This is a genomic window from Methyloglobulus sp. (assembly GCF_040079455.1).
In the GTDB taxonomy this organism is placed as follows: Bacteria; Pseudomonadota; Gammaproteobacteria; order Methylococcales; family Methylomonadaceae; genus Methyloglobulus.
In genome coordinates, this window is sequence record NZ_JBEBKJ010000027.1 from 14,051 (window position 1) to 40,246 (window position 26,196).

The 26,196-nt window shown below is 45.2% G+C and carries 24 protein-coding genes; 13 read left to right on the forward strand and 11 right to left on the reverse strand.

Annotated features, from left to right (window positions below):
• Window positions 1–10 precede the first annotated feature (10 nt).
• Window positions 11–1,558, reverse strand: a complete 1,548-nt coding sequence (gene murJ / locus ABL924_RS07930; RefSeq protein WP_349026541.1) for a murein biosynthesis integral membrane protein MurJ — start codon at window positions 1,556–1,558, stop codon at window positions 11–13.
• Between the two features lie 94 nt (window positions 1,559–1,652).
• Here murJ and rpsT point away from each other — a divergent pair, with 94 nt between their 5' ends.
• From rpsT to ABL924_RS07945, 3 genes are all read left to right on the forward strand, one after another.
• Entirely contained in the window at window positions 1,653–1,916 is a 264-nt protein-coding gene (gene rpsT / locus ABL924_RS07935) for a 30S ribosomal protein S20 (protein ID WP_349026542.1), read from the forward strand.
• Window positions 1,917–2,677: 761 nt separating this feature from the next.
• A complete protein-coding gene (locus tag ABL924_RS07940; RefSeq protein WP_349026543.1) occupies window positions 2,678–3,235 on the forward strand; it encodes a DUF2780 domain-containing protein in 558 nt (185 codons plus the stop codon).
• Between the two features lie 207 nt (window positions 3,236–3,442).
• Window positions 3,443–3,571, forward strand: a complete 129-nt coding sequence (locus ABL924_RS07945) for a hypothetical protein (protein ID WP_349026566.1) — start codon at window positions 3,443–3,445, stop codon at window positions 3,569–3,571.
• A gap of 15 nt (window positions 3,572–3,586) precedes the next feature.
• Here ABL924_RS07945 and ABL924_RS07950 read toward each other — a convergent pair whose 3' ends face one another.
• The 3 genes from ABL924_RS07950 to ABL924_RS07960 form a co-directional block, all read right to left on the reverse strand.
• A complete protein-coding gene (locus tag ABL924_RS07950) occupies window positions 3,587–5,089 on the reverse strand; it encodes a type ISP restriction/modification enzyme (protein ID WP_349026544.1) in 1,503 nt (500 codons plus the stop codon).
• 284 nt (window positions 5,090–5,373) lie between these two features.
• Window positions 5,374–5,670 (reverse strand): GIY-YIG nuclease family protein, encoded by a 297-nt coding sequence (locus tag ABL924_RS07955; RefSeq protein ID WP_349026545.1) that lies wholly within the window; start codon window positions 5,668–5,670, stop codon window positions 5,374–5,376.
• Window positions 5,671–5,734: 64 nt separating this feature from the next.
• Window positions 5,735–7,642, reverse strand: coding sequence for an N-6 DNA methylase (locus ABL924_RS07960; RefSeq protein ID WP_349026546.1), 1,908 nt, complete (start codon window positions 7,640–7,642; stop codon window positions 5,735–5,737).
• A gap of 100 nt (window positions 7,643–7,742) precedes the next feature.
• On the opposite strand from ABL924_RS07960, the gene ABL924_RS07965 reads away from it, so the two are divergent.
• From ABL924_RS07965 to dcm, 6 genes are all read left to right on the forward strand, one after another.
• The gene (locus ABL924_RS07965) at window positions 7,743–7,934 is read left to right on the forward strand and encodes a hypothetical protein (RefSeq protein WP_349026547.1); all 192 of its coding nucleotides are present in this window, start codon (window positions 7,743–7,745) and stop codon (window positions 7,932–7,934) included.
• Window positions 7,921–11,409 (forward strand): AAA family ATPase, encoded by a 3,489-nt coding sequence (locus ABL924_RS07970; protein ID WP_349026548.1) that lies wholly within the window; start codon window positions 7,921–7,923, stop codon window positions 11,407–11,409. The genes ABL924_RS07965 and ABL924_RS07970 overlap by 14 nt, the downstream gene beginning before the upstream one ends.
• Before the next feature lie 147 nt (window positions 11,410–11,556).
• Window positions 11,557–14,184, forward strand: coding sequence for an ATP-dependent chaperone ClpB (gene clpB / locus ABL924_RS07975; protein ID WP_349026549.1), 2,628 nt, complete (start codon window positions 11,557–11,559; stop codon window positions 14,182–14,184).
• Window positions 14,185–14,214: 30 nt separating this feature from the next.
• Window positions 14,215–14,394, forward strand: a complete 180-nt coding sequence (locus tag ABL924_RS07980) for an AI-2E family transporter (RefSeq protein WP_349026565.1) — start codon at window positions 14,215–14,217, stop codon at window positions 14,392–14,394.
• Between the two features lie 87 nt (window positions 14,395–14,481).
• Window positions 14,482–14,778: a DUF6471 domain-containing protein gene (locus tag ABL924_RS07985; RefSeq protein WP_349026550.1), complete on the forward strand. Its 297-nt coding sequence runs from the start codon at window positions 14,482–14,484 to the stop codon at window positions 14,776–14,778.
• Complete coding sequence (gene dcm, locus ABL924_RS07990) at window positions 14,775–16,133, forward strand: DNA (cytosine-5-)-methyltransferase (RefSeq protein ID WP_349026551.1); 1,359 nt, start codon at window positions 14,775–14,777, stop codon at window positions 16,131–16,133. The genes ABL924_RS07985 and dcm overlap by 4 nt, the downstream gene beginning before the upstream one ends.
• Before the next feature lie 163 nt (window positions 16,134–16,296).
• On the opposite strand, the gene ABL924_RS07995 is transcribed toward dcm, so the two are convergent.
• Both ABL924_RS07995 and purM read right to left on the reverse strand, forming a co-directional pair.
• Window positions 16,297–16,827: a hypothetical protein gene (locus ABL924_RS07995; RefSeq protein WP_349026552.1), complete on the reverse strand. Its 531-nt coding sequence runs from the start codon at window positions 16,825–16,827 to the stop codon at window positions 16,297–16,299.
• 151 nt (window positions 16,828–16,978) lie between these two features.
• Window positions 16,979–18,019 carry a phosphoribosylformylglycinamidine cyclo-ligase gene (purM, locus tag ABL924_RS08000; RefSeq protein WP_349026553.1) on the reverse strand — a complete coding sequence of 347 codons (1,041 nt, stop codon included), beginning with the start codon at window positions 18,017–18,019 and terminating at the stop codon, window positions 16,979–16,981.
• Between the two features lie 141 nt (window positions 18,020–18,160).
• On the opposite strand from purM, the gene ABL924_RS08005 reads away from it, so the two are divergent.
• Window positions 18,161–18,718: a hypothetical protein gene (locus ABL924_RS08005; protein ID WP_349026554.1), complete on the forward strand. Its 558-nt coding sequence runs from the start codon at window positions 18,161–18,163 to the stop codon at window positions 18,716–18,718.
• 128 nt (window positions 18,719–18,846) lie between these two features.
• Here ABL924_RS08005 and ABL924_RS08010 read toward each other — a convergent pair whose 3' ends face one another.
• The 5 genes from ABL924_RS08010 to ABL924_RS08030 all read right to left on the reverse strand — a co-directional run bounded on the left by ABL924_RS08010 (window position 18,847) and on the right by ABL924_RS08030 (window position 23,075).
• Entirely contained in the window at window positions 18,847–20,172 is a 1,326-nt protein-coding gene (locus ABL924_RS08010; protein WP_349026555.1) for a sodium:alanine symporter family protein, read from the reverse strand.
• A gap of 44 nt (window positions 20,173–20,216) precedes the next feature.
• The gene (locus ABL924_RS08015; protein ID WP_349026556.1) at window positions 20,217–20,684 is read right to left on the reverse strand and encodes a nucleoside deaminase; all 468 of its coding nucleotides are present in this window, start codon (window positions 20,682–20,684) and stop codon (window positions 20,217–20,219) included.
• Entirely contained in the window at window positions 20,685–21,749 is a 1,065-nt protein-coding gene (locus tag ABL924_RS08020) for a homoserine O-succinyltransferase (protein WP_349026557.1), read from the reverse strand.
• Window positions 21,750–21,923: 174 nt separating this feature from the next.
• Entirely contained in the window at window positions 21,924–22,763 is an 840-nt protein-coding gene (locus ABL924_RS08025) for an ATPase (RefSeq protein ID WP_349026558.1), read from the reverse strand.
• A 12-nt stretch (window positions 22,764–22,775) separates the two neighbouring features.
• Entirely contained in the window at window positions 22,776–23,075 is a 300-nt protein-coding gene (locus ABL924_RS08030) for a DUF6763 family protein (RefSeq protein WP_349026559.1), read from the reverse strand.
• 240 nt (window positions 23,076–23,315) lie between these two features.
• Between ABL924_RS08030 and ABL924_RS08035 the strand changes: the two genes are divergently transcribed.
• The 3 genes from ABL924_RS08035 to ABL924_RS08045 all read left to right on the forward strand — a co-directional run bounded on the left by ABL924_RS08035 (window position 23,316) and on the right by ABL924_RS08045 (window position 25,927).
• On the forward strand, window positions 23,316–24,779 hold the full coding sequence (locus ABL924_RS08035; RefSeq protein WP_349026560.1) for a helicase HerA-like domain-containing protein: 1,464 nt from the start codon (window positions 23,316–23,318) through the stop codon (window positions 24,777–24,779).
• A 285-nt stretch (window positions 24,780–25,064) separates the two neighbouring features.
• Window positions 25,065–25,406, forward strand: coding sequence for a small metal-binding protein SmbP (smbP, locus tag ABL924_RS08040; RefSeq protein WP_349026561.1), 342 nt, complete (start codon window positions 25,065–25,067; stop codon window positions 25,404–25,406).
• Between the two features lie 173 nt (window positions 25,407–25,579).
• Window positions 25,580–25,927 (forward strand): FUN14 domain-containing protein, encoded by a 348-nt coding sequence (locus tag ABL924_RS08045; protein WP_349026562.1) that lies wholly within the window; start codon window positions 25,580–25,582, stop codon window positions 25,925–25,927.
• Window positions 25,928–26,196 lie beyond the last annotated feature (269 nt).

A 26,196-nucleotide genomic window follows, 5' to 3' on the forward strand; every position in this document is an offset into this window, starting at 1 on the left:
GGCCGATAGATCAAAAGCTGGCGATTTTATCACTTGTGCCCGTCAAATGCCTTAGTCTCAGGCCAGAAAGTGTTAATGTCAGCACATACACGATGCAGCCGATGCTTATCCACTTTAGCAAATTGCTTATTCTATCGACAGACTGCCATTGATCCCACCAGCTATCCTCGATAAAATAACAAAGACAAACCGTCATCACTGCGCTTGCCAAAGTAACGCGACCCAAAAACAGCAACCAACCCAATCCAGGCTGGTAAGCTTTATCTTGCACTAATCTTTTCAACAGCAATGCCGCGTTAAGCAATGCACCTAATGATGTTGCCAGCGCCAGTCCAGCATGCGCGAGCGGAATGACCAATACATTTAACGCCAGGCTAGTTATCATCGCAATCATGCCGTAGCGAACGGGCGTTTTCAGGTCATGACGTGAAGTAAAACCGGGAACTAGAATCTTGATAAAAAGGTAACCCAGCAAACCTACCGAATAGGCCTTTAAACTCTGCCCCGCTTTATGGACATCATTGATGGTGAATTCGTTATATTGGAACAAAGTTGATAACATCGGTTCCGCCAACACAAACAAGCCGATAGTGGCAGGCATACCCACCAGCACCACCAAACGTAATCCCCAATCCAATGTTGCCGAAAAAGCGGTCGTATCATCTATAGCATGATGGTTGGTAAGATTAGGCAGGATTACTGTTGCCAACCCTACTCCTAAGATTCCCAAAGGGAATTCGACCAAACGGTCAGAATAATACAACCAAGAAACGCTACCACTGACCAGAAACGAAGCGACCAAAGTATCCAAAAGCAAATTGATCTGAGTGACTGAAGCACTGAATATAGCTGGCAGCAGCCTTTTTATTACCAAACTAACATCGGGGTCTTTAAGCCTAATCGTTAACTTGGGGAACAAGTCCAAACGTATCAAGCTGGGCACTTGAAACAAAATTTGCACAATACCCGCCGCAAACACGCCCCAAGCCAAAGCCATAATCGAAATATTCATCAAAGGCGCAAGCCATAAGGCTGTGGCAATCATGCTGATATTAAGGATTATCGGAGTTAGTGCCGGAATGGCATAATGCTCATGAGCATTAAGTACCGCACCCGCAAAAGCCACCAATACAATACATAAGCCAAATGGCAACATAATCCGCAATAAGGTCACCGCGAGTTCGTATTGAGAACCCTGCCAAGCAAAACCGGGTGCCAATACCAGGATGAGCAAAGGCGCTACAACCATTGCGGCCAGCGTAATCAGCAGCGTCCATGCCGCTAATGTACCTACCGTCTTGCCGATGAATTGCTTTAAGGCGAGCCTTTCTCTTTGGTGGTTGGCCATAACCGGTACAAGAGCATGGGCAAACGCCCCCTCTGTAAAGAGACGACGCAAAAGGTTAGGGATTTTGAACGCCACAAAAAAAGCGTCGGTTGCCAAATCCACCCCAAACAGCCGGGCAATCAACATATCCCTTACAAATCCCAAAAGCCGGGAAATCAATGTCATACTACTAACTACAACGGTCGCCTTAAAAAGCCGCTTGCCCACCACTTATCCTATTTGCGTAGCACGTAAATGTTGACAATGATAGCATTTATACAGATAATGCGCGGTCTGATAACTCACTTTGTAAAAACGACGTACTATGGCTAATACAGCACAAGCTAAAAAACGCGCGAAACAAGCCGAAAAGAGCCGTGTTCGCAACGCAGGACAACGCAGCAATCTGCGTACTTTCATCAAGAAAGTACTTGCCGCCGTTAAAGCAGGCGACAAAGAAAAAGCCCAAGCCGCTTTCAATATCGCCCAGCCTATTATCGATTCTGCCGTTAACAAGGGCATTATCCATAAAAACAAGGCAGCTCGTGGCAAAAGCCGTTTGAGCGCGAAAGTTAAAGCAATAGCTTAGTTTTTAAATTCTATTTCATAAAAATAGGTCGGACTCATTGAGTTGCGGCCTTTTTTTTGCTCAAAAGTTTGAATCTTTATCGGGTTATATGGCTCAAGGTATAGCCTGGGCATCTCTAACAAGTCTCGATTAAGCGCAACAAACAGGACGGTGGCCAGGGAACATGGTAAATTCTTGTATGAGGAGCATAGCTTGGTCGAATGCTTGGCACGCAATGATCAGGTGATGTTCAGCACTCTGTAATTGAGCGTGCATCCCAAATGAACGTGTATACAGTCAAAAACCCAGCAACAACTAGCAATGTGAGTGAGCCTAAAAATAAAACATCAATAGTTTTAGCTAGATAACTTATACGAGGCGTGTAAAGGAGTCGCATAGCAAAAAACACCAAGTAACACACCACAACAAAACCGCGCGGGAAAGAGATACCCATAAATCGTCGGCAATGGTATCTAACTTTGAGTTATCGGGCTTGAGATTGATAATGCCAACCAAGGCAATGCTGATACCCCCTAATGTCCCGCTGTTCGAAAGTATTGCCAGCAGTATTTCTCGGATTTCTGCAATATCGTTGGTGTCTTTATGACCTGCGTTTGGTCGTAGGGCATCAGATTTAAGTGGAATTATTCATGCTGATTGTTTTACCTATGCAATAATCCGTTAGCGGAAATACTGCGTAACATTGCAGTACACTTTTTAATAACCCAAGTGGAGTTCTATCAATGAAAAATTTTGCAGCTATAGCGGCTTTAGTGATGGCCGTGACAATTACTGGATGTGTATCCGCACCCCAGAATGCGCCGCAAACGAGCAATATAGGCTACCCATCAACGGGAACGATGGCTGGTCAAATTCCGAACATGGGAAGTGCTGCGGGTATGGGCGGTAATGTCCTCGGTAGATCACCTATGTCGACGCAGGCTCCTAGCTTGATAAACATTTTAGTTCAGCAATTGGGCATTACACCTCAACAAGCTACTGGTGGTGCGGGATCAATCTTTTCCATGGCGCAGCAGAGCATGAGTCCGAACAAATTCAGTTTAATTGGCAATGCTGTGCCGGGTATGTCCAAGTATTTGGCAGCCGCACCTAGTATGGGTGCTTCCAACTCGGGTGGAGGCGGACTTCTCGGTGCAGCCGCTGGTGTTCTAGGCGGTGGTAGTTCTTTGGGCAATATGGCTATGTTAGCAAATTCGTTTCAGAGTTTAGGCTTGAGCTCTAGCATGATGGGGCAGTTTATTCCCATCATCCTGCAATACGTCCAGACCCAGGGCGGTTCTTCCACCATGGGCTTATTGCAAGGTGCTTTGATGCCCTGATTGTGCATCAATCAATTTGGTGCAGAACACTGAAATGTCTGCACCAGACCCATAAGTATCTACTCCTTCTCCCTTGAGGGAGAAGGTCGGGATGAGGGGGATATAAGCAGTTGATTTTATTCTCCTCACCCCAGCCCCCTCGGCAACTGCTCCTGCGTTGCCCTACTACCTACGTCCATGTAGGCATCCAGCAGGAGAGGGGGCTTGGTGATTTGGCAACCCATTGTTTTTGTTATATTGAAAAGTTGTGTGGATACTTATGCCATGGCACCTAATGTCGCAGGGGTGATTGGTTCTGCGGTGGCTGCTGGGGTTTTGTTGAGCCTTGTTAAATAATAGGATAGGGTGCGATTAACGCACTGTATCAATCTCCTGCATAATCCGGTGGGTTTCGGTTAAGACGACGATGATTTTTTGGTAATGCAGGATGTCTTCAAAGCTTAGCGTCCTGCCGTGGCGGTCTTTCAGCCATTTTTGCGCGGGCTGGTAGCCGCCGATGTAGAATTCCCAGGCGATTTTAGGAACGCTGTCAAAATATTGCTGGTCGTTAATCCACACCTTCCCGCAGAGTTCAGTATCAATTTCCGGTAAATTCTCAGCCGTTCGTGGTGAGCCTGTCGAACCATGAACAACACCTATATGTCCCTCCACAAGCTCAGGGCGAACGGTAAAATCATGCTGGTTGATTTTACGAGTGACTGTATTGTCGCCATCCATCGGGTACGTGGTGATGGGATTATTGACCGCCGGACTTTCCAACAAATGTAATTGCCGCAGTTCGCCGCCCAGTTTTACCAGCGGCCAGAACGTGTGCGGGTCTGGATAAGGCACACGCGGGAAATCGGTTTTCAGGAATTCCTTATACGACTCGCGGTAGTTGGGTGAATGCAATACGGCATAGATGTAATCGAGCAGGTCGATGGGGGCGAAGGTTGATGGTGTAATTTCCGGCTTTCCAGGCTCTCTAATTGATGCCGTATGCACATCTTCAAGAGGCACGTCATTCCGGCAGGGATTGCCGGAATCCAGCGTCCAGGGATTGGACACGTCAACATCCCTGTCACTGGATACCCGCATCCCGGCGGGTATGACGGTGGATTTTTCCGGCGTAAAGGTTAAACCCAACTTTTCAGCGATTTGCTGGACGATGACAGAGTTCAGGTTGGGTTGTCTAGTGCTGGTTTCTTGCAGGGATTGTTGTCCGGTGGTTTCTGGGTAGAGGTAGAGGGGAAATGCAACTGAGATCCCTTTATTACTATAATGAATGCGGTTATCAATGGGCGTATTGGTTACTTGAATATGCGACCAGTTATCAGTGACTGCTTGACGACCTGCTAATAACCCCACGTTTTCCCCTTTGAGAAAATGCTGCATGACTTTTTCACGACCACGTTCGATTAGCTCAGATGAATAATAAATAGACCTGCTATCAAATGGGCGGTAGTGAATTTGCTTGATGTTGTTTTTATTGAATATTCCACGCCGCTTTTCATCAACCCATTCTTCTTTTTCATTTAATGCCAACTTACTTTGTAAGTCTTTGTTGGTGGCGGAAGACGAATAAAAACTTTCTATCCGGTTGGATAAGGTGTTTTTATCAATATCAACCACAAAATCATCCCGATGGGTTTTAATTCCACTGGAATTAACCGGAAACAACTCATTCACCGAAAAGCCCTGTTGGTACTGCCCATAAACCCCAAAATCCTTCGCCACAAAAAAATATTCCGGCGCACGGCATTCAATCTTGTTCCACGGCAAGGTATTGATGCTGTTATCCAATAAGGTTTGGTATTTGTCTTTACGCAGACCGTAGATGTCGAGGTGGTAAACGTCGGCTAAGGGTTTTGGCATGGGATTAAAACCGGATTTAGTAATTAAGTGTTGTCATCCTTGACACCTGGATTCCGGCAATCCCTGCCGGAATGACGTGCTAATCACTTTATTTGGCTGCTTGGCATTCTTGGTTATGTCTAAACAAACTTATCAATTTCAATCAGTTAAAATATGACTTATTTTTAACTTAAGCCAATAATTGCAATTTAGATAAAAATAACGACATAGGTTAACGGTACGTCATTCCGGCAGGGATTGCCGGAATCCAGGTTACAGGGATGTAATCTGGTCGTAACTTCCTATCATGACGAAACTAACTCAGCCCACAAGTCTTGCCACAAGGGATTCTGTTGTTCTATCAAGCAAATTTTTGCCTTCCGCGACCATTTTTTAAGCTGCTTCTCACGCAGGATGGCACTTTCCATCATTTCATGCACTTCATACCAAACCAATGTATGGACAGTATAGCGTTTAGTGAAACCGTCCACCATTCCCATGCGGTGTTGATACGCTCGCCTTATCAGGTCTGAAGTCACGCCGATATAGAGCGTTCCGTTTCGTTGACTGGCGAGCATATAAGCACAGGGCTGTTTCGTCATAACGTTATTCGATTACATCCCTGTAATCTGGATTCCGGCAGTCCATGCCGGAATGACGGTTTCTTTAAGATATTGCATTATTTTTAAGTTTAACAAAAATATTGATGCTTACACCTTGCATGATGTCGAACACATTCTCATCCTTGCTGCCATCAACGGCGGTTTCTTTCTTTTTGCTGTTGCCGTGCAGGTCGAGGATGTAAATCTTGTCGAAAGTTTCCAGCAAGTGCTTACGCATTTGGCGGTGGATTACGCCGTCGATAAAGCTGTTATTGCTGATATACGCCAAGATGCCTTCGCCGTTTTTTTCGATAAAGTGCGAGCCGTAGCGGATAAACTTGATGTAATCGTCCGATAGAGGCTGGATGTTTTTCTCGTTGAGGTCTTTTTTGTAATCCGCCACCAAGCGTTGTATCCAGTCGCCTTTATTACTGCTGCTGACCGAATACGGCGGATTGCCCATGACGACCATAATCGGGTTTTCGCGTTTGATGTGGTTGGCTTCATTGGCTTCTTGCGCCAACCAGGTGGCGAATAAAGTACCAGTGTCGGGGTGGGATTCTTCCAGGGAATTGGTCAGGTAAATGTTCAGGCGCGGCTGCTTTTTAGGCTTGTAGCCCGTTTCTTTCAACAGCAAATCCAGCTTTAAGTGCGCCATTGCGTAGGAGGCCATGAGGATTTCAAAGCCGTGTACCCGTGGGATAAGGTGTTCTTCTACGTATTGGCTCCACAGCCCTTGCTGGCCTTTAAATTTCTGGTGGATGTGCTTGATGGCGGCAGCTAAAAACGTGCCGGTTCCCGTGGCTGGGTCAAGTATCTGGACTTTGTGGACTTCCTTATCGACCTTTTCCAATTGGGTGTAATTGGCTTTGCCCTTACCTTTAACCACGGGCATCTCAACTTGTATGGTGGTTTTGGCCGTATCCGCCAAGCCCATCGGCAGGTTGAAGTCGGTCTTGAGGATGTCATCGACGGCGCGGACGATAAAATCCACTACGGGTTCGGGTGTGTACCAAACGCCACGGCTTTTGCGGAGTTTGGGGTCGTACTCCGTCAGGAAGGTTTCGTAAAAGTGGATGATGGGGTCGGTTTGACGGGTGGTTTTGCCAAAGTTTGCCAATATTGAACGCACGTCGGCAGCGCGGAAAATGTCCGCAAGGCTATCGACAATCCAGATAATGCGCTCGTCCAGGTCATAACCTGCGATGTATTGGAACAGCTTACGCAAGAACGGGTTGCTGTGCGGGATAAGCTCTGCCGCTTCTTGCCGGGAAAAGGTGTCTAGGGTTTCATCGTGCAAACGGGCGGCAAACATGCCGTAAGCAATGGTTTGGGCATAGATGTCGGCAAATTGCTCGGCATCAATATCGTGCAGCAGGATGGACTTGAAGGCATCCATCTGGTCTTTCAAGGAACTGTTGGTGTCTTCTTTTTCGTCCCTGGTCAGCGCATTCTCGATGATGTTGGCGAGCAAACGGGCTTTTCCCGCCATCATGCTGGCGAGTTTTGACGGCGATTTGATGGTTTGCCCAGAATAAGCGGCAAAGTCTTTCATCAAATCGACGAAGTGGGCGAATGCTTCCGGTTTTGGCTGGAGTTGCCCATTTTTGATGTCGGCAAGGCAGATATTGGCGACTTGTAAGCCGTCGCGATAAAACCGAAATTCCAGATAATCGGTAAAAATCAGGTTATTGAGGGAGTTTTTGTAGCGGTCGAACTGTTCTTTATAATCCTTGCTGTCCAAAGGCTTACCAATGTCTTTGGCTTCGATATATCCCAGCGGAATGTGGGCTTTGGTCAAGATATAGTCCGGCGCACCGCAAGCGATATGGGCGGGTTCATTAGTCACTAACACGCCGGGCAGCAAGATTTCTAGCAACGCTTGTAAGTCGCCACGGTAGCTGTGTTCGCGGGATATGCCCGTAAGGTAACGCTGATTTATTTTGCTGAGGTAGTTTTGGACTTCTTTCATGGTCTCGTCCCTGTGCTTATTTTGTAGAAACTATAGCATTTTGCCCGTAACATCGCTGGTAGTGGGTTAAACCTGTATTTTTGATAGACTTGACGGCTTCATGGCTGTGAGTCGCGTGTATTTCGGAGTGGCAAACCTAGGTTTGCTACGCCGTCGTATTAATCAAGTCACAGGTTTAACCCAAAACCCATCGCTTGAACAGGAAAAATTTATCACACAAGGCTATAATGCAAGCATTTCGAAATTCATGAGCTTTGTTTGTACAGAACTGACCACGCGTGAAAATACTTAATCTATATTTCAAGAATATCAACTCTCTGGAAGGTGAAAACCGGATCGATTTCGAGCAAGCGCCGTTTACCGATACGGGAGTTTTTGCTATCACCGGCCCTAATGGATCGGGTAAGTCCAGCATTCTGGATGCGATTACGCTGGCGTTGTATGGCGAGACTTTTCGCTTTGACAAGCCCGCTCAACACATCATCACCCAACACACCAGCGAGAGCTTTTCCCAAATTGAGTTTGCATTGGGTGCGGATAAGTACCGTTCTAGCTGGCACGTAAAGCGTGTAGGCGGCAATTTGCAAGGTGATTTATTGCCATCGGAAATGCAACTTATCCACTTGAATAATGGTAGCTTAAATAGTAGCGAGGAGACCGTTGCCAATACGCCGTATCAGGTTTGTGACCGAATGGTCGAGATAACTGGCATGAATTTTCGCAGTTTCACCCGTTCTATCATGCTTGCCCAAGGCGATTTTACTGCGTTCCTTAACGCTTTAGACAATGAGCGCATGGATATTCTGGAAAAAATTATCGGAACAGATATTTATGCGGATTATAAAAAGGAAGCGACAGCTAAGTTAGCGGAAGCGGAAAAAAACCTGACGTATTTGCGACAAGATTTATCGGCTGTCCCGTTAATTGAGCCGCAATCGCTGGAAGCCTGCGAGTTGGATTTGGCTGATTTTAGTGAACAAACTGCGGATTATCAGGAAGAAATAAACCGTTTACGCCAGCAACAAACCTTATTGGCTGATTCATCAACCGTTAGAAACCAGATTGAATCCCAAGAAACCAAGCTACAGGAAGCCATAACCCAAAGATTGGCTGTGCAAAAAAAGCTGGATCAACTAACGGCTGCTGAAAATGCACGGGATTTTAAGGATGACATCGAAACTATCACACAAAAAAAGCAGCTTATCGAGCAAGAAAATGCCGCGCTAACGGCTTTGCGTAATGAACTCAAACAGATAGAATCCACATTGGCCTTGCCGGGCTTTGATGCGAGCTCATTAAACGCACGGCAAAGTTTAGAGAATTCACCCGAAAAATCCTTCACTGAGCAAAAACAAACTATTGATGGCATAAGAAATCAGATCAGCTTGTTCAATGCCAACTGGCAATCCGAAGTTATCTTGTTGAAATCCTTGGCTGATCAGATTGCCGAAAAACAAACGGCATTAGATGAAGTGTCGGCGTGGTTGAAAGAACATGCGATTGACCAGCCTTTGCTGGAAAATTTCCCTGAACTCGACCGATTAAAAAATTTGAGGATTGCGCTGAATGAATTTGATGAAAAAAAGAAAGCGTTGGGTAAATGGTCAAAATCTACCAACGCGGCCTTAGAAAAAAACAAGAGCAATATAGAAAATAAAAACAATGAGTTAGATAAACTTAATAAGAAATTAGTAAGCGAGGAAAAAGAACTGGAAGACGTTGCCCAAGGTAATACCCTGGAGCAGATTGAGGAATTGTACGCGGAGCAGAAAGAGCGGGTCAAAGCGTTTGAGGAATTAGTTGCCTTAGCTAATGTTAATGAAAAGTTGACACCGCAAGCCTCCTTTTTTTCCGGCTTATTTGGTAAGCAAAATGCACCAATTCGTGACGCAATAGAATTGGAAGGCGAGCTTGAAACGTTAAAACAGCAACAGAAACAAGACGAAAACATACGGTTATCGCTGGAAAAAGCGATTTTTAACGATGCGCTGTTAGCGAGAATGTCTCAAGAACGGTCGCATCTTGTCGATGGCAAACCCTGTGCTTTGTGTGGCGCTACCGAACACCCTTATGCTAAACGTCCCCCAGCTCCGGCGAATTCCCAGCAAGCTTTGCTAGATCAACGCATTAAGATCAAGCGGTTAACCGCTGAGATTGGTCAACTTGAACAGCAAGTCAAGCTGGCGCGAAAATACGAAGAAAAAAATCATGCCAATCTAAGTCAGCAGAAGCAAATTAATGGTCGGTGGCTGACACTCTGTAACCAATTAAATACGGCCAGCGCGGATTTCGACATCGAGAAAACCGGCAAGATGAAACGGCTGCTAACAATCGAATCCACCGATCTGAAAAATATAGCTATTTTGCTAAGCAAATATAAAGGTATTCAAAAAAAGATAGCAAAAATTAAAGCTGCAATCGAGAAAAATAGTACTGTTGTCGGGCAATTACAGGCTTCTATACAAACCATTGAAGCAGAATGGCAAACAGAACCGCAAAGAGTGGCGGAGACTGAAAGTGGCAGTGCCAAAATCCAACAGGAAGAGCAAGAGCTGCTGACAAAGCTGACAGCGCAATTAACACAATTGGGCGAAATTGTGCCTGCTAAAGGTAAAGAAGATGAGATGATTAATCGCCTTAATCTCCGTCGTCAAGATTACCAAGCTTATGATTTCCGCAGCAAAACCATGAAAGAAGAACTGGAAATTCTGCTATCTCAGCAGGTCGCTAGCCAAGCCCAAATTGATACCTACAAAGAACGGCTGGATTTTTACAATAACCAGTTACATGGTGAAGAAGCTGTGGGTTTACATCTGGCGTTGGTTGAAAAACAGAAATTGATTGCGGATAAAGGGCAGCTCGTCAGCCACTTAAAGGACGAGGCCGAAGCCTTGGATCAAGCCGCTGCCAATAAAATGCAGGAAACCCAATTTACCAGTCTGGATGAAATCAGCCAAATTTTGGAATTGATGAAAAGCCAGCCCCAGTTCGCACAACAAAAAGAAAAATTAGATGCTGATGTTACCCAGTGGGGTGGGGAGTTGGATAAGCTTTATGCCCAATTGGAACATCATGAAGGTGAAGCTAAGCCTGAGCTAACAACAGAAGAAATCGAACTTAACATAAAAGTTGCTAAAGAAAAGATGGAGTTGGCGGAGCTTGAAGCTAAACGCTTGGAAACCATCGTCCGCGAACAAAAACAATACAAGGAAAAACAAGCTTCTATCTTGATGCAGCTTGAAAGCCAGCAAATGCTAGTGCAACAAGCGAACGCAGAAGTTACGGAAATTTCCGCAGAAAATGGCATGGTATTTCGCCGTCGAGTACAGGAACGTATGGTGGAAAGACTGTTGTTGCAAACCAATACGACACTAGAAAAAATTAGTGGACGTTATTATCTTCGGCAAAAATCCAGCGACCGAGGTTTGGCTTTGGAAATTGAAGATACTTATCAAGGTAATGTCCGGCGTTTACCCAAAACCTTATCCGGCGGCGAGAGTTTCATTGTCAGTCTAGCATTGGCTTTGGGGCTTTCAGAATTAGCTAGCAATGGTAAGTCGATAGATTCCTTATTTTTAGATGAAGGTTTCGGTAACCTGGATGCAGAAACTTTGTATACCGTAATTAACACCTTGGAGGGTCTTCGGGCGCATGGTAAAACCGTAGGCGTAATCTCGCACGTAGAAGCTGTGCAGAAACGCTTTAAGGCGCAATTGCAATTGGCCAAAAAACCGAATGGATTGGGGGAATTGAGGAAAGTATCTTGAATTGGGCATAAATCTCTGGGCAATTCTCACATAGACTTGGTTTGTCCTTATACATCTCCTGACGATCTTGAATGATAGCCGCTTGAAAAGTGGCTACAACTCCCCCATGTTAGTAGCAATACAAAACTACTCTTATTGAGGCAAACCATGCGAATGGACAAATTGACCAGCAAATTCCAAGCGGCATTAGCCGATGCCCAAAGTCTTGCATTGGGTAAAGACCACCAGTTTATCGAACCGGTGCATTTAATGCTGGTCTTGCTGGATCAGGAAGGCGGTAGCATTAAGCCTTTGCTATCGCAAATCGGCATCAACACCCCCGTTTTCCGCAGCGAATTGACCAAGGAACTAGCGCGTGTTGCGACAGTGGCAGGTTCTGGCGGAGATGTACAAATTTCCAATAGCTTAGCGAGATTGCTTAACCTGACCGATAAATTGGCCCAAAAACGTAACGACCAGTTCATTTCCAGTGAGCTGTTCTTGTTAGCTGCACTTGAGGAAAAAGGATCACTGCAAGACTTATTCAAAAAACACGGCATCACTAAACAAGCCGTCGAACAAGTAATAGACGCCATGCGCGGCGGTCAGGCGGTGGATGATCCCAATGCCGAAGATCAACGTCAAGCGTTAAAAAAATACACCATTGATCTTACCGAGCGCGCAGAACAAGGTAAGCTCGATCCCGTCATTGGCCGAGACGATGAAATTCGCCGCACGATCCAAGTCTTACAACGCCGTACCAAAAATAATCCGGTATTAATCGGTGAGCCGGGCGTGGGCAAAACCGCGATTGTTGAAGGTCTCGCGCAACGCATCGTCAATGGCGAAGTGCCGGAAGGCATGAAACATAAAAAAGTGTTGGCGCTGGATATGGCGGCATTGATTGCTGGGGCTAAATTTCGTGGCGAGTTTGAGGAGCGCCTGAAAGCTGTCTTGAATGATCTCGCCAAGCAGGAAGGTCAAGTAATCTTATTTATTGATGAGCTGCATACAATGGTTGGCGCTGGTAAAGCAGAAGGCGCAATGGACGCGGGAAACATGCTTAAACCAGCTCTGGCGCGTGGCGAACTGCATTGCGTAGGCGCGACTACGCTGGACGAGTACCGCAAATATGTCGAAAAAGATGCCGCGTTGGAACGCCGCTTCCAGAAAGTGTTGGTCGACCAACCTTCGGTAGAAGATACAATTGCTATTTTGCGCGGCTTAAAGGAAAAATACGAAGTGCATCATGGCGTGGATATTACCGATCCAGCGATTGTTGCGGCGGCGACTTTGTCTTACCGCTACATTGCTGACAGACAATTGCCCGATAAGGCGATTGACCTGATCGACGAAGCCGCCAGCCGTATCCGTATGGAAATGGATTCCAAACCGGAGGAAATGGATAAGCTGTACCGCCGTTTAATCCAATTGAAAATCGAGCAAGTCGCGCTGAAAAAAGAATCCGATGCGGCATCTAAGAAGCGTCTGGTCATGCTGGAGGAAGATATTAGCGATCTGGAAAAAGAATATTCCGACTTGGAAGAAATTTGGAAAGCCGAAAAAGCGTCTTTGCAGGGTTCAGCATCCATCAAGGAAAAGCTGGAACACGCCAGGACTGAACTGGAAGCCGCAAGCCGTGCGAATGACTTAGCACGTATGTCAGAATTGCAGTACGGGATTATTCCTGCCCTGGAAAAACAGTTACAAACAGACGTACCTACTGAACAAAAAAAGATGACCTTGCTTCGCAATAAAGTCACCGAAGAGGAAATTGCAGAGGTCGTGTCGAAATGGACAGGTATTCCAGTCAGCAAAATGCTGGAAGGCGAGCGGGAAAAATTGTTGCACATGGAAGAAGCACTTAGCAAACGGGTCGTCGGTCAGGAAGAAGCGCTGAAAGCCGTCAGCAATGCCATCCGTCGTTCAAGGGCTGGATTGTCAGACCCCAACCGACCCAATGGCTCGTTCCTATTTCTGGGCCCCACTGGGGTCGGTAAAACCGAGTTATGCAAAACGCTGGCGGAATTCCTGTTCGATACGCCCGATGCGATGGTTCGTATCGACATGTCCGAGTTCATGGAAAAGCATTCCGTCGCCCGCTTGATTGGCGCGCCTCCCGGCTACGTCGGTTATGAAGAAGGCGGTTATCTGACCGAACTGGTTAGACGTAAGCCTTATTCCGTGATTCTTATGGATGAAATTGAAAAGGCGCACCCTGATGTCTTCAACATCTTGTTACAAGTTTTGGACGATGGACGACTGACCGACGGGCAAGGTCGGACGGTTGATTTCAGGAATACCGTTATCGTGATGACCTCAAACCTGGGTTCTGACGTGATTCAGGAGTTGGCCGGCGAAGCACAAGAACGTGCGAGTGCGAAGGGAGGCATGACACCGGAAGCGGCTGAAACCAATTATCAGGCGATGAAAACGGCGGTAATGGAAATTGTTGGCACGCGTTTTCGTCCTGAGTTCATTAACCGGATAGATGAGGCCGTCGTGTTTCATCCACTGGGTCGGGCGCAGATTCGGACGATTTCCAAGATTCAGATTGAGCATTTGCATAAGCGCTTACAAGACCGCGAGATAGGTTTCGATATTTCCGATGAAGCCTTGGATTTGTTAGGTGAAGCAGGTTTTGACCCAGTCTACGGGGCAAGACCGATGAAACGGGCAATACAGCAACAACTGGAAAACCCGTTAGCACAGGAAATCCTGGCCGGGCATTTCCAGGCAGGCGATGTTATCAAAGTGACGGTTGAAAATGATGCGCTGAGGTTTGTAAAAAGCTAAAACTAATTCTAACACAGTGGCATTAAAAAACTGGTCGGTGGCAAAATCGGCTTACATCCCGTCGCGGTTATTTTTTCAGTAATGGCGGGTGGTCAGCTATTTGGATTTTTGGGGATTTTACTTGCCTTGCCTATTGCGTCTATCATCATGGTATTTCTACGCCATGTGCATGATACTTACAGGGATAGTGAGTTTTATGGGAAGGGGTAATGTTTTAAATATCTTAGACGATGTTTGATTTATTGCTATCATATATGATAATATTAGTCGTATATGATAATTACTTTAAGTATTTAAATGTCTTCTGTAGACTGGAACGAAAAAGCGAAACGCCTGCTGAAGTCAGAACTTGTTCGAAGAGGAGTAGGCTCTGAAGATTTGGTTGCTTTGCTCGAAAATATAGGTGTCGAAGAAACTAAAGCCAGTATTGACAGCAAAATAAGCCGCGGCACTTTCAGTGCCGCTTTCCTCATTCAATGCCTTAACGCAATGGGTATCAGATCATTTGTACCCGAAGTTGATGCCCAGATGATAGTTTCGGAATCCATTGTGTTGTATAAGACTAAAAAAACCAAAGCCAAGGTAAAATCATGAAAACAGTCAGATTTATTGATTTATTTGCAGGTATTGGCGGCCTTCGGCTTGGTTTTGAAGAAGCATTTAAAAATGCAGGTTTAAAGACAGAGTGTGTAATGACTTCTGAGATTAAACCTCATGCGTTAAAAGTTTTGGAAGCTAATTTTTCACATGATTATTTTGTTGGCGATATTTCCAAAGTGAAGAACGAAAAGATTCCGGATTTTGATTTTCTGCTCGGCGGATTCCCTTGCCAACCATTCAGTGCCGGTGGAAAACGTTTAGGATTTGTCGATACAAGAGGCACTTTGTTTTTTGAAATTGAACGGATATTAGCTGAAAAAAAACCTTACGGATTTATTCTCGAAAATGTTGAAGGCCTAGTAAAACACGACCTTGAAAACAAGAAAGACGAGGAAGGCAGGACGCTTAGGGTTATCTTAGATAAGTTACAACTGCTTGGATATAAGGTCAGTTGGAAAATCCTGAATGCCGCCGATTTCGGCTTGCCTCAAGAAAGGAAACGCATCTTTATCGTTGGGGCATTAAGTCAACAAGTTGGCCTATCCGATTTTCCGGTAAAGAAAAACAAAATAAAAAACATATTGGAACAAGGCCTGCCGCCAATGAAAAGCAAGTTTGCCGATTTGCTTTTAACCTATTTTTCTATCGAACAATTACACGGTAAATCAATTAAAGACAAACGCGGCGGTGAAGACAATATCCATAGCTGGGATATTGAATTCAAAGGCAGCGTTACGAAAGAACAAACACAGATATTAAATAAACTGTTTAAGGAAAGAAGGAAAAAACAATGGTGTGCTGAAATTGGAATTGATTGGATGGACGGTATTCCATTGACGCTTGAGCAAATAAAAACCTTTCACGATTCACCCAATTTAAAAGCAATGTTGGATGATTTGGTGGAGAAAAAATACCTAAGATTTGAACATCCCAAAAGTTTGGTCACCGAACACACGTTGTTCGGCACCAAAACTTATCGTTTGGAAAACAAGGCACTTAATCCTGGCTACAATATTGTTTCGGGTAAATTAAGTTATGAAATCAATAAAGTGATGGATCCAAATGGAATTGCCCCAACACTTGTTGCAACTGATATGGCGCGATTAGTCGTCCCCGATGGCAACGGCTTAAGAAGAATGACGCTACGGGAAGGTTTGCGGCTTTTCGGTTATCCCGAATGGATCAAAATGCCTGTTACTGACGATGAAGGCTTTGATTTGCTAGGAAATACCGTTGCAGTAAGTGTGGTTGCTGCTGTCGCCGAGAGATTGGCGGATGCCTATAATTCTTCTACGCTTAGCGAACCCAGAAGCAATCAGGTTAAGTCCCTGCCTGTTGCAGCTTTATAGCCTTTGATTACATTTCTCAACCAAGTGCTTGTTATTGCGTCTATCAGTATGGTATTTCTACGCCATGTGTATGATATTTATAGGGATAGCGAGTTTTATGGGAAGGGGTGATTAACGCTCTTTTTGAATTTTATTCAGGAGACAAAAATGTTTGGGACGTAGATTAAACTCCGTTACCTGTAGATGCAATCAAAAAAACAAAAACCGTTGCAATAGTAGCAACAAAGGTTAGACTCCAGGCAAATATATTGAGAATGAGTTTTGTAGTGCTGTAACCCGATTTTTTTCGGTCTTGCGATTGTATCCATGCTGATGCACAACCAGCCTTTTGAAGTTCTTCTTCTAGGCACAGAATTCGGCGTTCAGTTTTATATTCATCTCGAAACCCTTCGTATTTAGTGTTGTCTTGATCAATTTTCTTATTGGTTGCCCACACAATGGCATGGCCGCAAATGGCGGTGGCTAAGCATACCAGAATTGATGTTACTATGATCACGATTGAAGCCAGCTTACCAGTCACTACGCTTACGACTAAGCCAGCATAAATAGTTAGAATCGCAGTCATTATTGTTTTTAGAACATCGATCGCGTGACTTTTGTGAGAAATTTCCGATTGGTGGTAGGCCCTCATACCATCGAAGGCTTCACGTTTGTTTTGTTGATGAGTTTCTATTTTGTTTTCGAATCCAGTCATAACTTTCCCACATCTCCCGAAACCTTTTGATGTTAAAAGAGCGATTACAAGTTTTTATTTACTGCAAAGTTCAACGTTAACATAGGACGGCTGATTTATTCGTCATCAGACCTACGCTAACAAGGTATGCAAACCCAATCCAGCTAAAGTTTTAATAAATAACATGCGATTTACTCCCCGATTCAATCAGTTCACCGATAGGAAAAGCTATCTCTCCCGACTTTTCCAAATACCTAAGCGCAGCATTTTCTTGTTCTGCCGAGAGAACAACAATCATGCCCACGCCGCAGTTAAACGTCGTCAGCATATCGGCTTGAGAGACCTTGCCCTGCTGTTGTAACCATTTGAAAATGGCAGGAAACTCCCAGGCAGTTAGGTTGATGTGTGCGGAAGTACCTTCTGGCAATACGCGTGGCAAGTTTTCCGTAATACCGCCGCCGGTGATATGGGCTAAGGCATGTACAGGCATTTTATCAACCAGCGATAACAATGATTTTACGTAGATTTTGGTGGGCTCAAGCAGCACATTGCCTAAAGTGCTGCCTTCAAACGGGTCGGTCAGTGAGGCTTTACTGTGTTCCAGTATTTTTCGAATTAACGAATAGCCGTTGGAATGTGGCCCGGAAGAGGCAATGCCAATCAATTTGTCGCCAACTTTAATGTTGCTGCCGTCGATTATTTTGTTTTTTTCGACAATTCCAACACAAAATCCCGCTAGATCGTATTCCCCATCAGCATACATGCCGGGCATTTCGGCGGTTTCCCCCCCAACTAGCGCAGCACCAGCCAGTTCGCAGCCTTTACCAATGCCTTCAATTACAGAAGCCGCAGTATCAACATCCAGCTTGCCGGTGGCAAAATAATCCAGGAAAAATAACGGTTCTGCGCCTTGTACGATGATATCGTTAACGCACATCGCCACTAAATCAATACCTACTGTATTGTGGATACCGGATTCAATCGCTAACTTTAGCTTAGTACCTACGCCGTCGGTACCGGAAACCAGGATGGGATTTTGATAGCGGTTTAAAGGCAGTTCAAATAGTGAGCCGAAGCCGCCCAATCCTGCCAATACGCCCGGTGTGCGGGTTCTGGCTGCAATTGGTTTAATGCGTTCAACTAACGCGCTTCCGGCAGCTATATCGACCCCGGCGCTTTTGTAATTCAGGCTGTCTTTATTTTGTTCGCTCAATGTAGGTTCTCTTGCTAAAATTGCTCTTGCTGGTATTGTACAAGACAACATTAAACAAAAAGAAAAATAATCAAAGCGGCTTTGCCTTACATTTTGAGGCAGCACTTGTCATAAATGACAGACACACAATGGGGATAGATGATGAAAATACACACGATGTTTAAATTCTTAACACTGCTTGCTGCAATTTCGTGCAGTGTTGATGCTTTTGCTTACGCAGACGATAAAGATAAAGAGATTTGCAGAAACCCAAAAGTACAGGAGTTTACCCTTCCAGAATATTCAGGGACAGAAAAAAAGGAAGCCGCAGCAGAGGCTGAGTTTAGTTTTGTCCTGTCAGGTTGGTCTGACCCAAAAAAAATAAAATTATTTACTAAGGACCAAGCCATTCCATTTACTGTTGAAAGTAACGATACTTTTCATAAGGTTAAAGCAAAATTACCGTCCGCGATGACCGGAAAAGTGATCCGTATCAATGCCCGCATTCCTGCGGTTTTAGGTTGTTACACAACGATTGGCTGGTTGGTTAAGGTGGCTGGTACGGCAGCAGTTGAAGCATCCAAAGCACCAGAAACAGCGATACCAGCGACCGACAATTCAGTTGCCCCGGCTGTTCCAAACGGAATAGTGCCACCGCCAGCCAGCGAAACACCTGTGCTAAATAATCAACAAAACATACAAAATGCAGTTTCACCTTAAGGTGAGGTTCTTTTTACAATAACAAGAATTAGGTAGCGCTGTTCCAGTAGTTACCTACTGGAACAGCGGGATATGTGTAACTCTTATAGGGGCAAACGTTATTTGAGGTTAACTGTTATATTCAAAAATCAGGATTTAAAGTAACGCTCAGTTTCTGCTTTAACGACTTTAGATAGCAATAACAAGCCGATCAGATTAGGCAAGGCCATCATGCCGTTCATCAGGTCGGAAATATTCCAGACAAACTCCAGGTTCATCATCGCACCGACAACCACCGCCGCAATAAAAAAGATTCGGTAAATTCGAATACAGCGTGATCCTAAAAGGTATTCAACCGCTTTTTCGCCGTAATAATTCCAACCGATTAAGGTTGAATAAGCGAATAAGGAGGTTGATATGGCGACAATAATTTCACCACTGACCCCCAAGGTTTCTCCGAAGCTGGCACTGGTCAGTTGTCCTGGGCTTACACCTTGCGTCCACGGTGTTGCCGTCAATATGACGAGTGCCGTCATTGTGCAGACCACTAACGTATCAATAAAGGTTTGGGTCATGCTTACTAAAGCTTGTCTTACTGGATCATAAGTGCGGGCTGCGGCGGCAGCTATCGGTGCAGAACCAAGCCCAGATTCGTTGGAAAACACGCCACGGGCAATCCCGAAACGCATGGCGGTGGCAATAGTCGCGCCAGCGAATCCGCCGGATGCCGCCATTGGTGCAAAGGCATGATGGAAGATAAGGCCAAAAGCATCAGGAATTTCGGAAGCATTCAGACCCAGTACCACCAAAGCTGACCCCACATAACCAACTATCATGATAGGCACCATGAACGAGGTAAATTTACCAATGGAACGAATGCCACCCAGGATAACTAGCGCCGTCAGCACCATCAACACCACGCCGGTAATCCAGGGTTGGATGTGGAAAGTAGACTCAAAAATTTTAGCGGTGGCATTGGCCTGAGTCATGTTGCCGATACCAAAAGTTGCTAAAGCAGTAAATAAGGCGAACAACCAACCCAACCACGGCAGCCCCGCGCCTTTGCTAATATAGTACATGGGGCCGCCGCGCATTCCGTGCGCACCTTTTTCGCGGTATTTGACGGCCAGGACGGCTTCGGAATATTTCGTCACCATCCCAACCAACCCCGTCATCCACATCCAGAACACCGCCCCAGGACCACCGAGTGAGATAGCCGTCGCCACACCGACAATATTGCCGATACCAACCGTGGCAGCCAACGCTGTCATCAAGGCCGCGAAATGGCTGATGTCACCATCTTCACCATGATCTTTATGGAAAATGATCCTGAACGCCAAAGGTAAGACACGAAATTGCAAACCTTTCAGTAATATCGTTAAGTACAAACCCGTGCCAACCAGTAAGGTCAGCATCGGAGGCCCCCAAACCCAGCCGGATAAGGTGGAGATGAGTGTTTCAAAGGAATTTATCATGATTTTATTTTCGGTTGGGGATTACGGCTTGAATGTTTTGAATCTCAGTACGGTATTTTGTCCATCTTTTGGTTCCAAATATCAAAAGGTTTACGTGCATCGGGCAGGTTGATATGGTGCATAGCAATACGTCGATGTTGGGGTAACAGGTTAATCTCATCGTAGATAAAGCTGTCGTCAAAATTCGCGGCGGCTGCATCGTAACGATTACACGCATAATAAACCCTATCTAGCCTTGCCCAATAGATTGCCCCTAGGCACATCGGGCAAGGTTCGCAACTGGTGTATAACACGCAGCCGGTAAGTTGGAAATCATTTAGGTGCTTACAAGCCGCTCTAATCGCCATGACCTCCGCATGTGCCGTGGGATCTATGGTACTGGTCACTTTATTGGCACTGGCGGCAATGATGCGATTGTCTTTTACGATGACAGCACCATAGGGGCCGCCTTCCCCGCAATCGACGTTATCTGCCGCTAATTGAACGGCTTGTTGCAGAAATGTTTCGTGCATTTACAAGCCCAGCGGATTATTTGGATCAACGCCTTCCATAAACGGCAAACGTCGATCTTGATTAGTGAGTTGGTAGATTTTCCCCAGCCAGTTATTGAACACGGCTTTTGCAGTATCGCGCCAAGTGTTATCAAGATAAGCCAATAAAAGATGCTCAGGAAATTTTTCAAGTTTACTGCCAGTTTGTTTCGCTTGTTTGACCTGGTGTTCATAAGCCAAAAGCACTTGCTGGACGGCTGAGTTAAAATAGTTTTCTGGAAAAGGTGGGTAATTCTGCAATTCTCCCCGATAAAACCGCAGCACCTCGCGTTTATATTCTTTTAGTAAGCTGATATCATCGTATTCTGGATGGCCTTGGAAAAACACGGTACGGAAGCCATCAGGACTTACAGCTAAGTGTACGCCTGCTTCGTTACTGGCAACCAACACTTTAAGTCCGTGTTTTTCCATGTCGCTTTGAAAGATTTCGTTGAAGCGGGAGTGCGGCACATCGAAGCGCGTGTTGATTTCGGCTACCAAAGGATGTGTTCGGTTGAAGGTTTTGTGTGCGTACACCCCCCAGCGTTTCTCACCTATCGGAGTGCGCTTAATACCATAGCTGTATTCGATTAAGGCATGGGTAGCAAGGCAGGAGCAAATCACCGAAGTCACATTTTGAGTGGCCCAAGAAAAAACTTCGGTTAAGGGTTGCCAAAAATCTTCCTCAGCTAATTTAGTGCCTACCACGTTAGCGCCGCTAATAATCAACCCGTCCAAGCCATCTTCTTTGATCTGCTCGAACGATTCATAATATTTGTCGATGTGAGCTTGCGCTTCTGGGCTTCTGGTCAAACCCTCAATGGTAAATAGGTGGACGTGGAACTGCACGATTTGGTTGCAAGCACCAAGCAAGCGCAAAAACTGCCTTTCCGTCGCTTCCAGCGCAGCATCTGGCATCATGTTCAGCAGGCCGATGTGCATTTCCCGAATGTCTTGATTAGCGGCACGTATAGGGTCTAATATTTCCTCGCCTTCTTCCTGCAAGCGGCGAAAGGTGGGCAAGTCTGTATGCGCGACTAAGGGCATAATGGAGGTTTGATAGGGTATTTCTGATTGTGTTGATTCCGCTTATGGTTCGACGACCGAAGGAAGTGCCCGTGGTGCAAGCTCACCACGAACGGAATCAACACATTACCGCTCGTCCTGAACCCTTCGTCTATGCTCAGGAAAGTCCTGTCGAAGGACTCAATCAGAGGGGGGCTACTGTGCCAAAGCATTAGCAACAAGCCCTATAAAATCAGTTTCATTTTTCACATTAGCCGCATCATTAGCATCTATCGTGTAACCGTATTGGTCCGCAATAGCTTGGTATCGCGGTATTCTTGATTTAAATAACTCTGGGAACACCCAAGTTACAAACTCATCGGGTGGAATGCTGGCAGAGGAAGAATACTTTTTAAAGGCTATAAATTCAGCCAATTTTTCTTCAAGAAAATCTTCCCGGTAATACAGCGGTTTAGGATCAGTCTTGGCGCGCTCGATGATAGTTTGTTCCAGCGCAGGCGGTATTTTGATGTAAATGATAAGTGTGTGCTGCGCCAGCGTATCTAATACTTCTTGGCTGTCCAGTTCGCATACGCTGCCACCGGCATCATTGATAAAGTGCTTGTAACCATAGATGTCTTCAGCTTTTTCAATAAATTCGGGTACATCCTTCATCGCCGAAACTTCGGCTTGATGGTGCAATTTCTGGCGGCGTTTGAATTCTTGCAGCGATAAGCCGTTCAATTCAGGCTTGCCTAGTTTGCCGAGAAAGCTCGATACCGGCGCGAGATTATCAACAGTGATTTTGTTGCTGATATGGATGGAGTCGGACAGTAGAAGGTTACGCAGAAAAGGTACGCACATGGCTTCGCGTTTAATGTTATCCAGGATCGGTTCTTCCAGATATTTTGTCCCTATCCTGTAATCACCAGAGTAATGAAACCACTTGGCTTTTGGAAGCTTATTTGCCAGTGTCGTCTTCCCTGCACCGGACATAGCCAATAAGGTAATCCGTTTTGATGGCCAGTCCAGAAACTCCTGGGCGCTCATTCGCATAAGTTGTCCTTATTAATCCAGATAATCTTCAATGTCCAAGTCTTCAGGATTAGGCCTGTGTTCATCAGTATCGGTATAACCTAAGTCGTCACTTTCAATATCATCGAAGGGCGCGCTCCAATCCTCTGGATCTTCGATGTAATCAAAGGTCGAGCCGTACCAGCTTTCCTGGTCGTACTCGCCAATGTCGCCGTTCAGGTACTGTACTTCTATTGAATCGTTATCATCCTCAATATTGAGGACTTTAAACTTCAGGTTGTTTTCTACGTCTTTGTACCAACTGCCAATGATGGGGTCTGCTATGGTTGTCATGATAATTACCTCAATGTTTTAAAACAGCTATAAGGGGTATGAATAGAAAGCGGTTAGAAACAATCCTATGCGTTGGGACTTATGGATTTCCTTTGTCCCTTCCATGCCCGCTTTGCATGTTTTATAAAGCCGATTTATTTTTTCGTCCGTGATAGTTATAGAGGATGTGCCGCTTTCTTGCAAGGGTTTGCTGTGCTACGATGCTGGCCTGTTTTAATGTTGAAGCGAGCGGATATAACCATGCAGGAAATATTGATTGGCGGACAAAATGGTATCAAGGTTTTTATGGATGCCGCAATGGGTAACCGGCACGGTATGATCTCCGGGGCAACAGGTACGGGTAAAACCATCACTTTACAAATATTGGCAGAAGGTTTTTCAAAGATCGGAGTTCCAGTTTTTCTTGCTGATATCAAGGGTGATTTATCCGGCATTACGACGGCTGGTAAACCCCACGAAAAAATTACCGAGCGGATTAAACAAATTGATATTGGGGATTATCATCAGCACGGTAGTCCTTCGGTATTTTGGGATATTTTTGGTAAAACTGGACACCCAGTACGTGCCACGATTTCCGATATGGGGCCTTTGCTGCTGAGTAACTTACTGGAACTGAACGACACGCAGACGGGTGTAATGTACAGTTGTTTTAAGATTGCCGACGACAATGGACTGTTATTGCTGGATTTGAAAGACTTACGCGCCTTGTTGGCCTGGGTGGGTAACCAAGAAAAGGAACTGCAAGTTGAGTATGGCAACATTGCCGCTGCCAGTATAGGCTCCATTCAACGGCAACTGCTGGTGCTGGAAGAACAGGGCGCAGAACACTTCTTTGGTGAACCAGCGTTACAGCTTGACGATTTTTTTAAAACGGATCTTTCCGGTAACGGTGTTATCAATATTCTTGATGCTACTGACTTGGTTAGTAAGTCGCCACGCTTATATGCCACATTTCTTTTGTGGCTTTTGTCCGAGCTGTTTGAAAACTTGCCAGAAGTTGGCGATGCTGACCGTCCTAAATTAGTCCTATTTTTTGACGAAGCCCATCTTCTTTTCGACCAAGCACCTAAATCGCTGCTGGATAAAATCGAACAGATTGTCCGGCTAATCCGCTCCAAAGGCGTTGGTGTCTACTTTATCAGCCAAAGCCCGCTTGATGTGCCGGAAGATGTATTGGGGCAATTGGGGCTAAAAATACAACATGCCTTAAGGGCTTATACCCCTAAAGACCAACAAGTTGTTAAAAGTGTTGCCGGGACATTCCGTGCAAATCCCAACATTGATACCGAAACTGCGATTCAGGAATTAAAAACTGGGGAAGCGTTAGTTTCCGTGCTGAATAAGGATGGTAGCCCAGCGCAAGTCGAACGTATTTTGATTCGTCCGCCTGAATCCCAAATTGGGCCAATAACCGAAGAATTGCGAACAGAAATCATGAAACGCTCACCTTTTCATGACCGTTATGACCAGGAAATTGATCGGGAATCGGCTTATGAAATGCTCAAGCAAAAAACCGAACAGCAGAATCAGGAAAAATTAGACGAGCAAGAAGCGAAGAAAGAAAAAAAAGCAGCATCCGGCGGTACACGCCAACGTCAAAGTGTGACGGAGGCGTTACTTAAGAACGCTGCCAGAAGTATCGGCACGACAGTAGGCCGCCAGATAATACGCGGTATTATGGGTTCTTTGATGGGACGGCGCTGATCAGAGGTCAGCTTCTCGTGGTCCAACAGTAAAAAAATTGGTTTTGGCTCAAAAATTAAGTTAAATTGAGACATGTTCGGTTAGGAACAAAATAGCGTTTCATAAGTCGAACTCCGTAGCAATGCGAGATGATAATGAGCGTATTGCTTTTTTAATGTCCATGAAATCTTTACCAACCGTATTGATGCCAATGTAAAGTTTTTAGGGTTCTCGATATTTAAAAGTGAGCCACTCTAAGAAACATCGGTATCAACGCGGACATTCATTAACTGAGAGGGGATAATTATGAAAAAGTTAACAATCGTATCCGCAAGCGCTTTATTATTATTGAGTTTGAGTGCTTTTGCTGAACCGCATCTTGATCAAGCTATTGAACATGCCACCGCAGCGGTTGAGCATGGCAAAATGGGTCATGCCTCGGTGTTGGTTGAACATGCTAAGCCAGCACTAGAACATGCGATGGCCGGTGCGTTAGTCGCAAAAGGTGTGGCAAAATCGCACACGGATAATGCGATAGTCGATTTGGAAGAGGCGATCAAGCACGGCAAAGAAGGGGATGCCCATGCGGGTGTTGCCACAACCTACGCAGAAACCGCCCTGGAGCATTTAAAGGCAGCTAATAAATAAACCGTATATTTCTAGAAAAACGGGCGATAATCGCCCGTTTTTTTTGTCCACTCTAGCCTAAACTTCTTGTTAACCTGCTGATATATAGCAGAACTCATGCTATTTCACACCAACCTTGATGTGATACCATTCCGCAAGTGAATAGCACCACAAAACAACGGAGAACATCAAAAATGAATGAAACCCCACTTCAAACAACACCAGAAACAGACCTTTTTTCCGCAGACTTTCTGCTAGGAAATGTCGGTGCGCCTTTTATAATCGGAGCAGCAGTCGGTTTTTTTGCTAAAAAAATGCTCAAATTCGCCCTTTTTATCGGTGGTGCAGCTATTGTGATGATGTTCGTCGGTGAATATTACAATATCATCAATATTAGTGATGTCCAGCTACAAAGCGCCGCTGAAACTGTGGCGAAAGGAGCCAAAGATTCCGGTAGCTTTTTGGTTGATCGCCTTACTCGTATCACCAGCAAAGGTGTGAGCGCTGCTGGTGGATTTTTTGTAGGGTTTAAGTTTGGTTGAGAAAAAATCTATATAGATTCCAAAATCTATGGGCTATAGATTCGGTCTTGTGAGGTTTGAATTATTTCTGAATTAAAGCCATGCGCATCAATACATTCAATTAGCTTGACTTAAAACTTTAAAATGCCGGAGCAATAAGACTTAATTATATTTCGTGGCAATTCATTAAGGCTGAGACCTTTGCACGACCTCAAGCCCCAAAATGGGTAAAATAAGCCTTTATTCAAGTTCGAGCAATAGCCTATGTCCTGGAAGAACCTAGCCCAAAC

Excerpts from the sequence above, each read along its gene's own strand:
- rpsT (WP_349026542.1), top strand. The coding sequence starts at position 1,653 with ATGGCTAATACAGCACAAGCTAAAAAACGCGCGAAACAAGCCGAAAAG.
- ABL924_RS07950 (WP_349026544.1), bottom strand. The coding sequence starts at position 5,089 with ATGCCAAAACCCTTAGCCGACGTTTACCACCTCGACATCTACGGTCTG.
- ABL924_RS07955 (WP_349026545.1), bottom strand. The coding sequence starts at position 5,670 with ATGACGAAACAGCCCTGTGCTTATATGCTCGCCAGTCAACGAAACGGA.
- ABL924_RS07960 (WP_349026546.1), bottom strand. The coding sequence starts at position 7,642 with ATGAAAGAAGTCCAAAACTACCTCAGCAAAATAAATCAGCGTTACCTT.
- ABL924_RS07965 (WP_349026547.1), top strand. The coding sequence starts at position 7,743 with ATGGCTGTGAGTCGCGTGTATTTCGGAGTGGCAAACCTAGGTTTGCTA.
- clpB (WP_349026549.1), top strand. The coding sequence starts at position 11,557 with ATGCGAATGGACAAATTGACCAGCAAATTCCAAGCGGCATTAGCCGAT.
- ABL924_RS07985 (WP_349026550.1), top strand. The coding sequence starts at position 14,482 with ATGTCTTCTGTAGACTGGAACGAAAAAGCGAAACGCCTGCTGAAGTCA.
- dcm (WP_349026551.1), top strand. The coding sequence starts at position 14,775 with ATGAAAACAGTCAGATTTATTGATTTATTTGCAGGTATTGGCGGCCTT.
- ABL924_RS07995 (WP_349026552.1), bottom strand. The coding sequence starts at position 16,827 with ATGACTGGATTCGAAAACAAAATAGAAACTCATCAACAAAACAAACGT.
- ABL924_RS08005 (WP_349026554.1), top strand. The coding sequence starts at position 18,161 with ATGAAAATACACACGATGTTTAAATTCTTAACACTGCTTGCTGCAATT.
- ABL924_RS08010 (WP_349026555.1), bottom strand. The coding sequence starts at position 20,172 with ATGATAAATTCCTTTGAAACACTCATCTCCACCTTATCCGGCTGGGTT.
- ABL924_RS08015 (WP_349026556.1), bottom strand. The coding sequence starts at position 20,684 with ATGCACGAAACATTTCTGCAACAAGCCGTTCAATTAGCGGCAGATAAC.
- ABL924_RS08020 (WP_349026557.1), bottom strand. The coding sequence starts at position 21,749 with ATGCCCTTAGTCGCGCATACAGACTTGCCCACCTTTCGCCGCTTGCAG.
- ABL924_RS08025 (WP_349026558.1), bottom strand. The coding sequence starts at position 22,763 with ATGCGAATGAGCGCCCAGGAGTTTCTGGACTGGCCATCAAAACGGATT.
- ABL924_RS08030 (WP_349026559.1), bottom strand. The coding sequence starts at position 23,075 with ATGACAACCATAGCAGACCCCATCATTGGCAGTTGGTACAAAGACGTA.
- ABL924_RS08035 (WP_349026560.1), top strand. The coding sequence starts at position 23,316 with ATGCAGGAAATATTGATTGGCGGACAAAATGGTATCAAGGTTTTTATG.
- smbP (WP_349026561.1), top strand. The coding sequence starts at position 25,065 with ATGAAAAAGTTAACAATCGTATCCGCAAGCGCTTTATTATTATTGAGT.
- ABL924_RS08045 (WP_349026562.1), top strand. The coding sequence starts at position 25,580 with ATGAATGAAACCCCACTTCAAACAACACCAGAAACAGACCTTTTTTCC.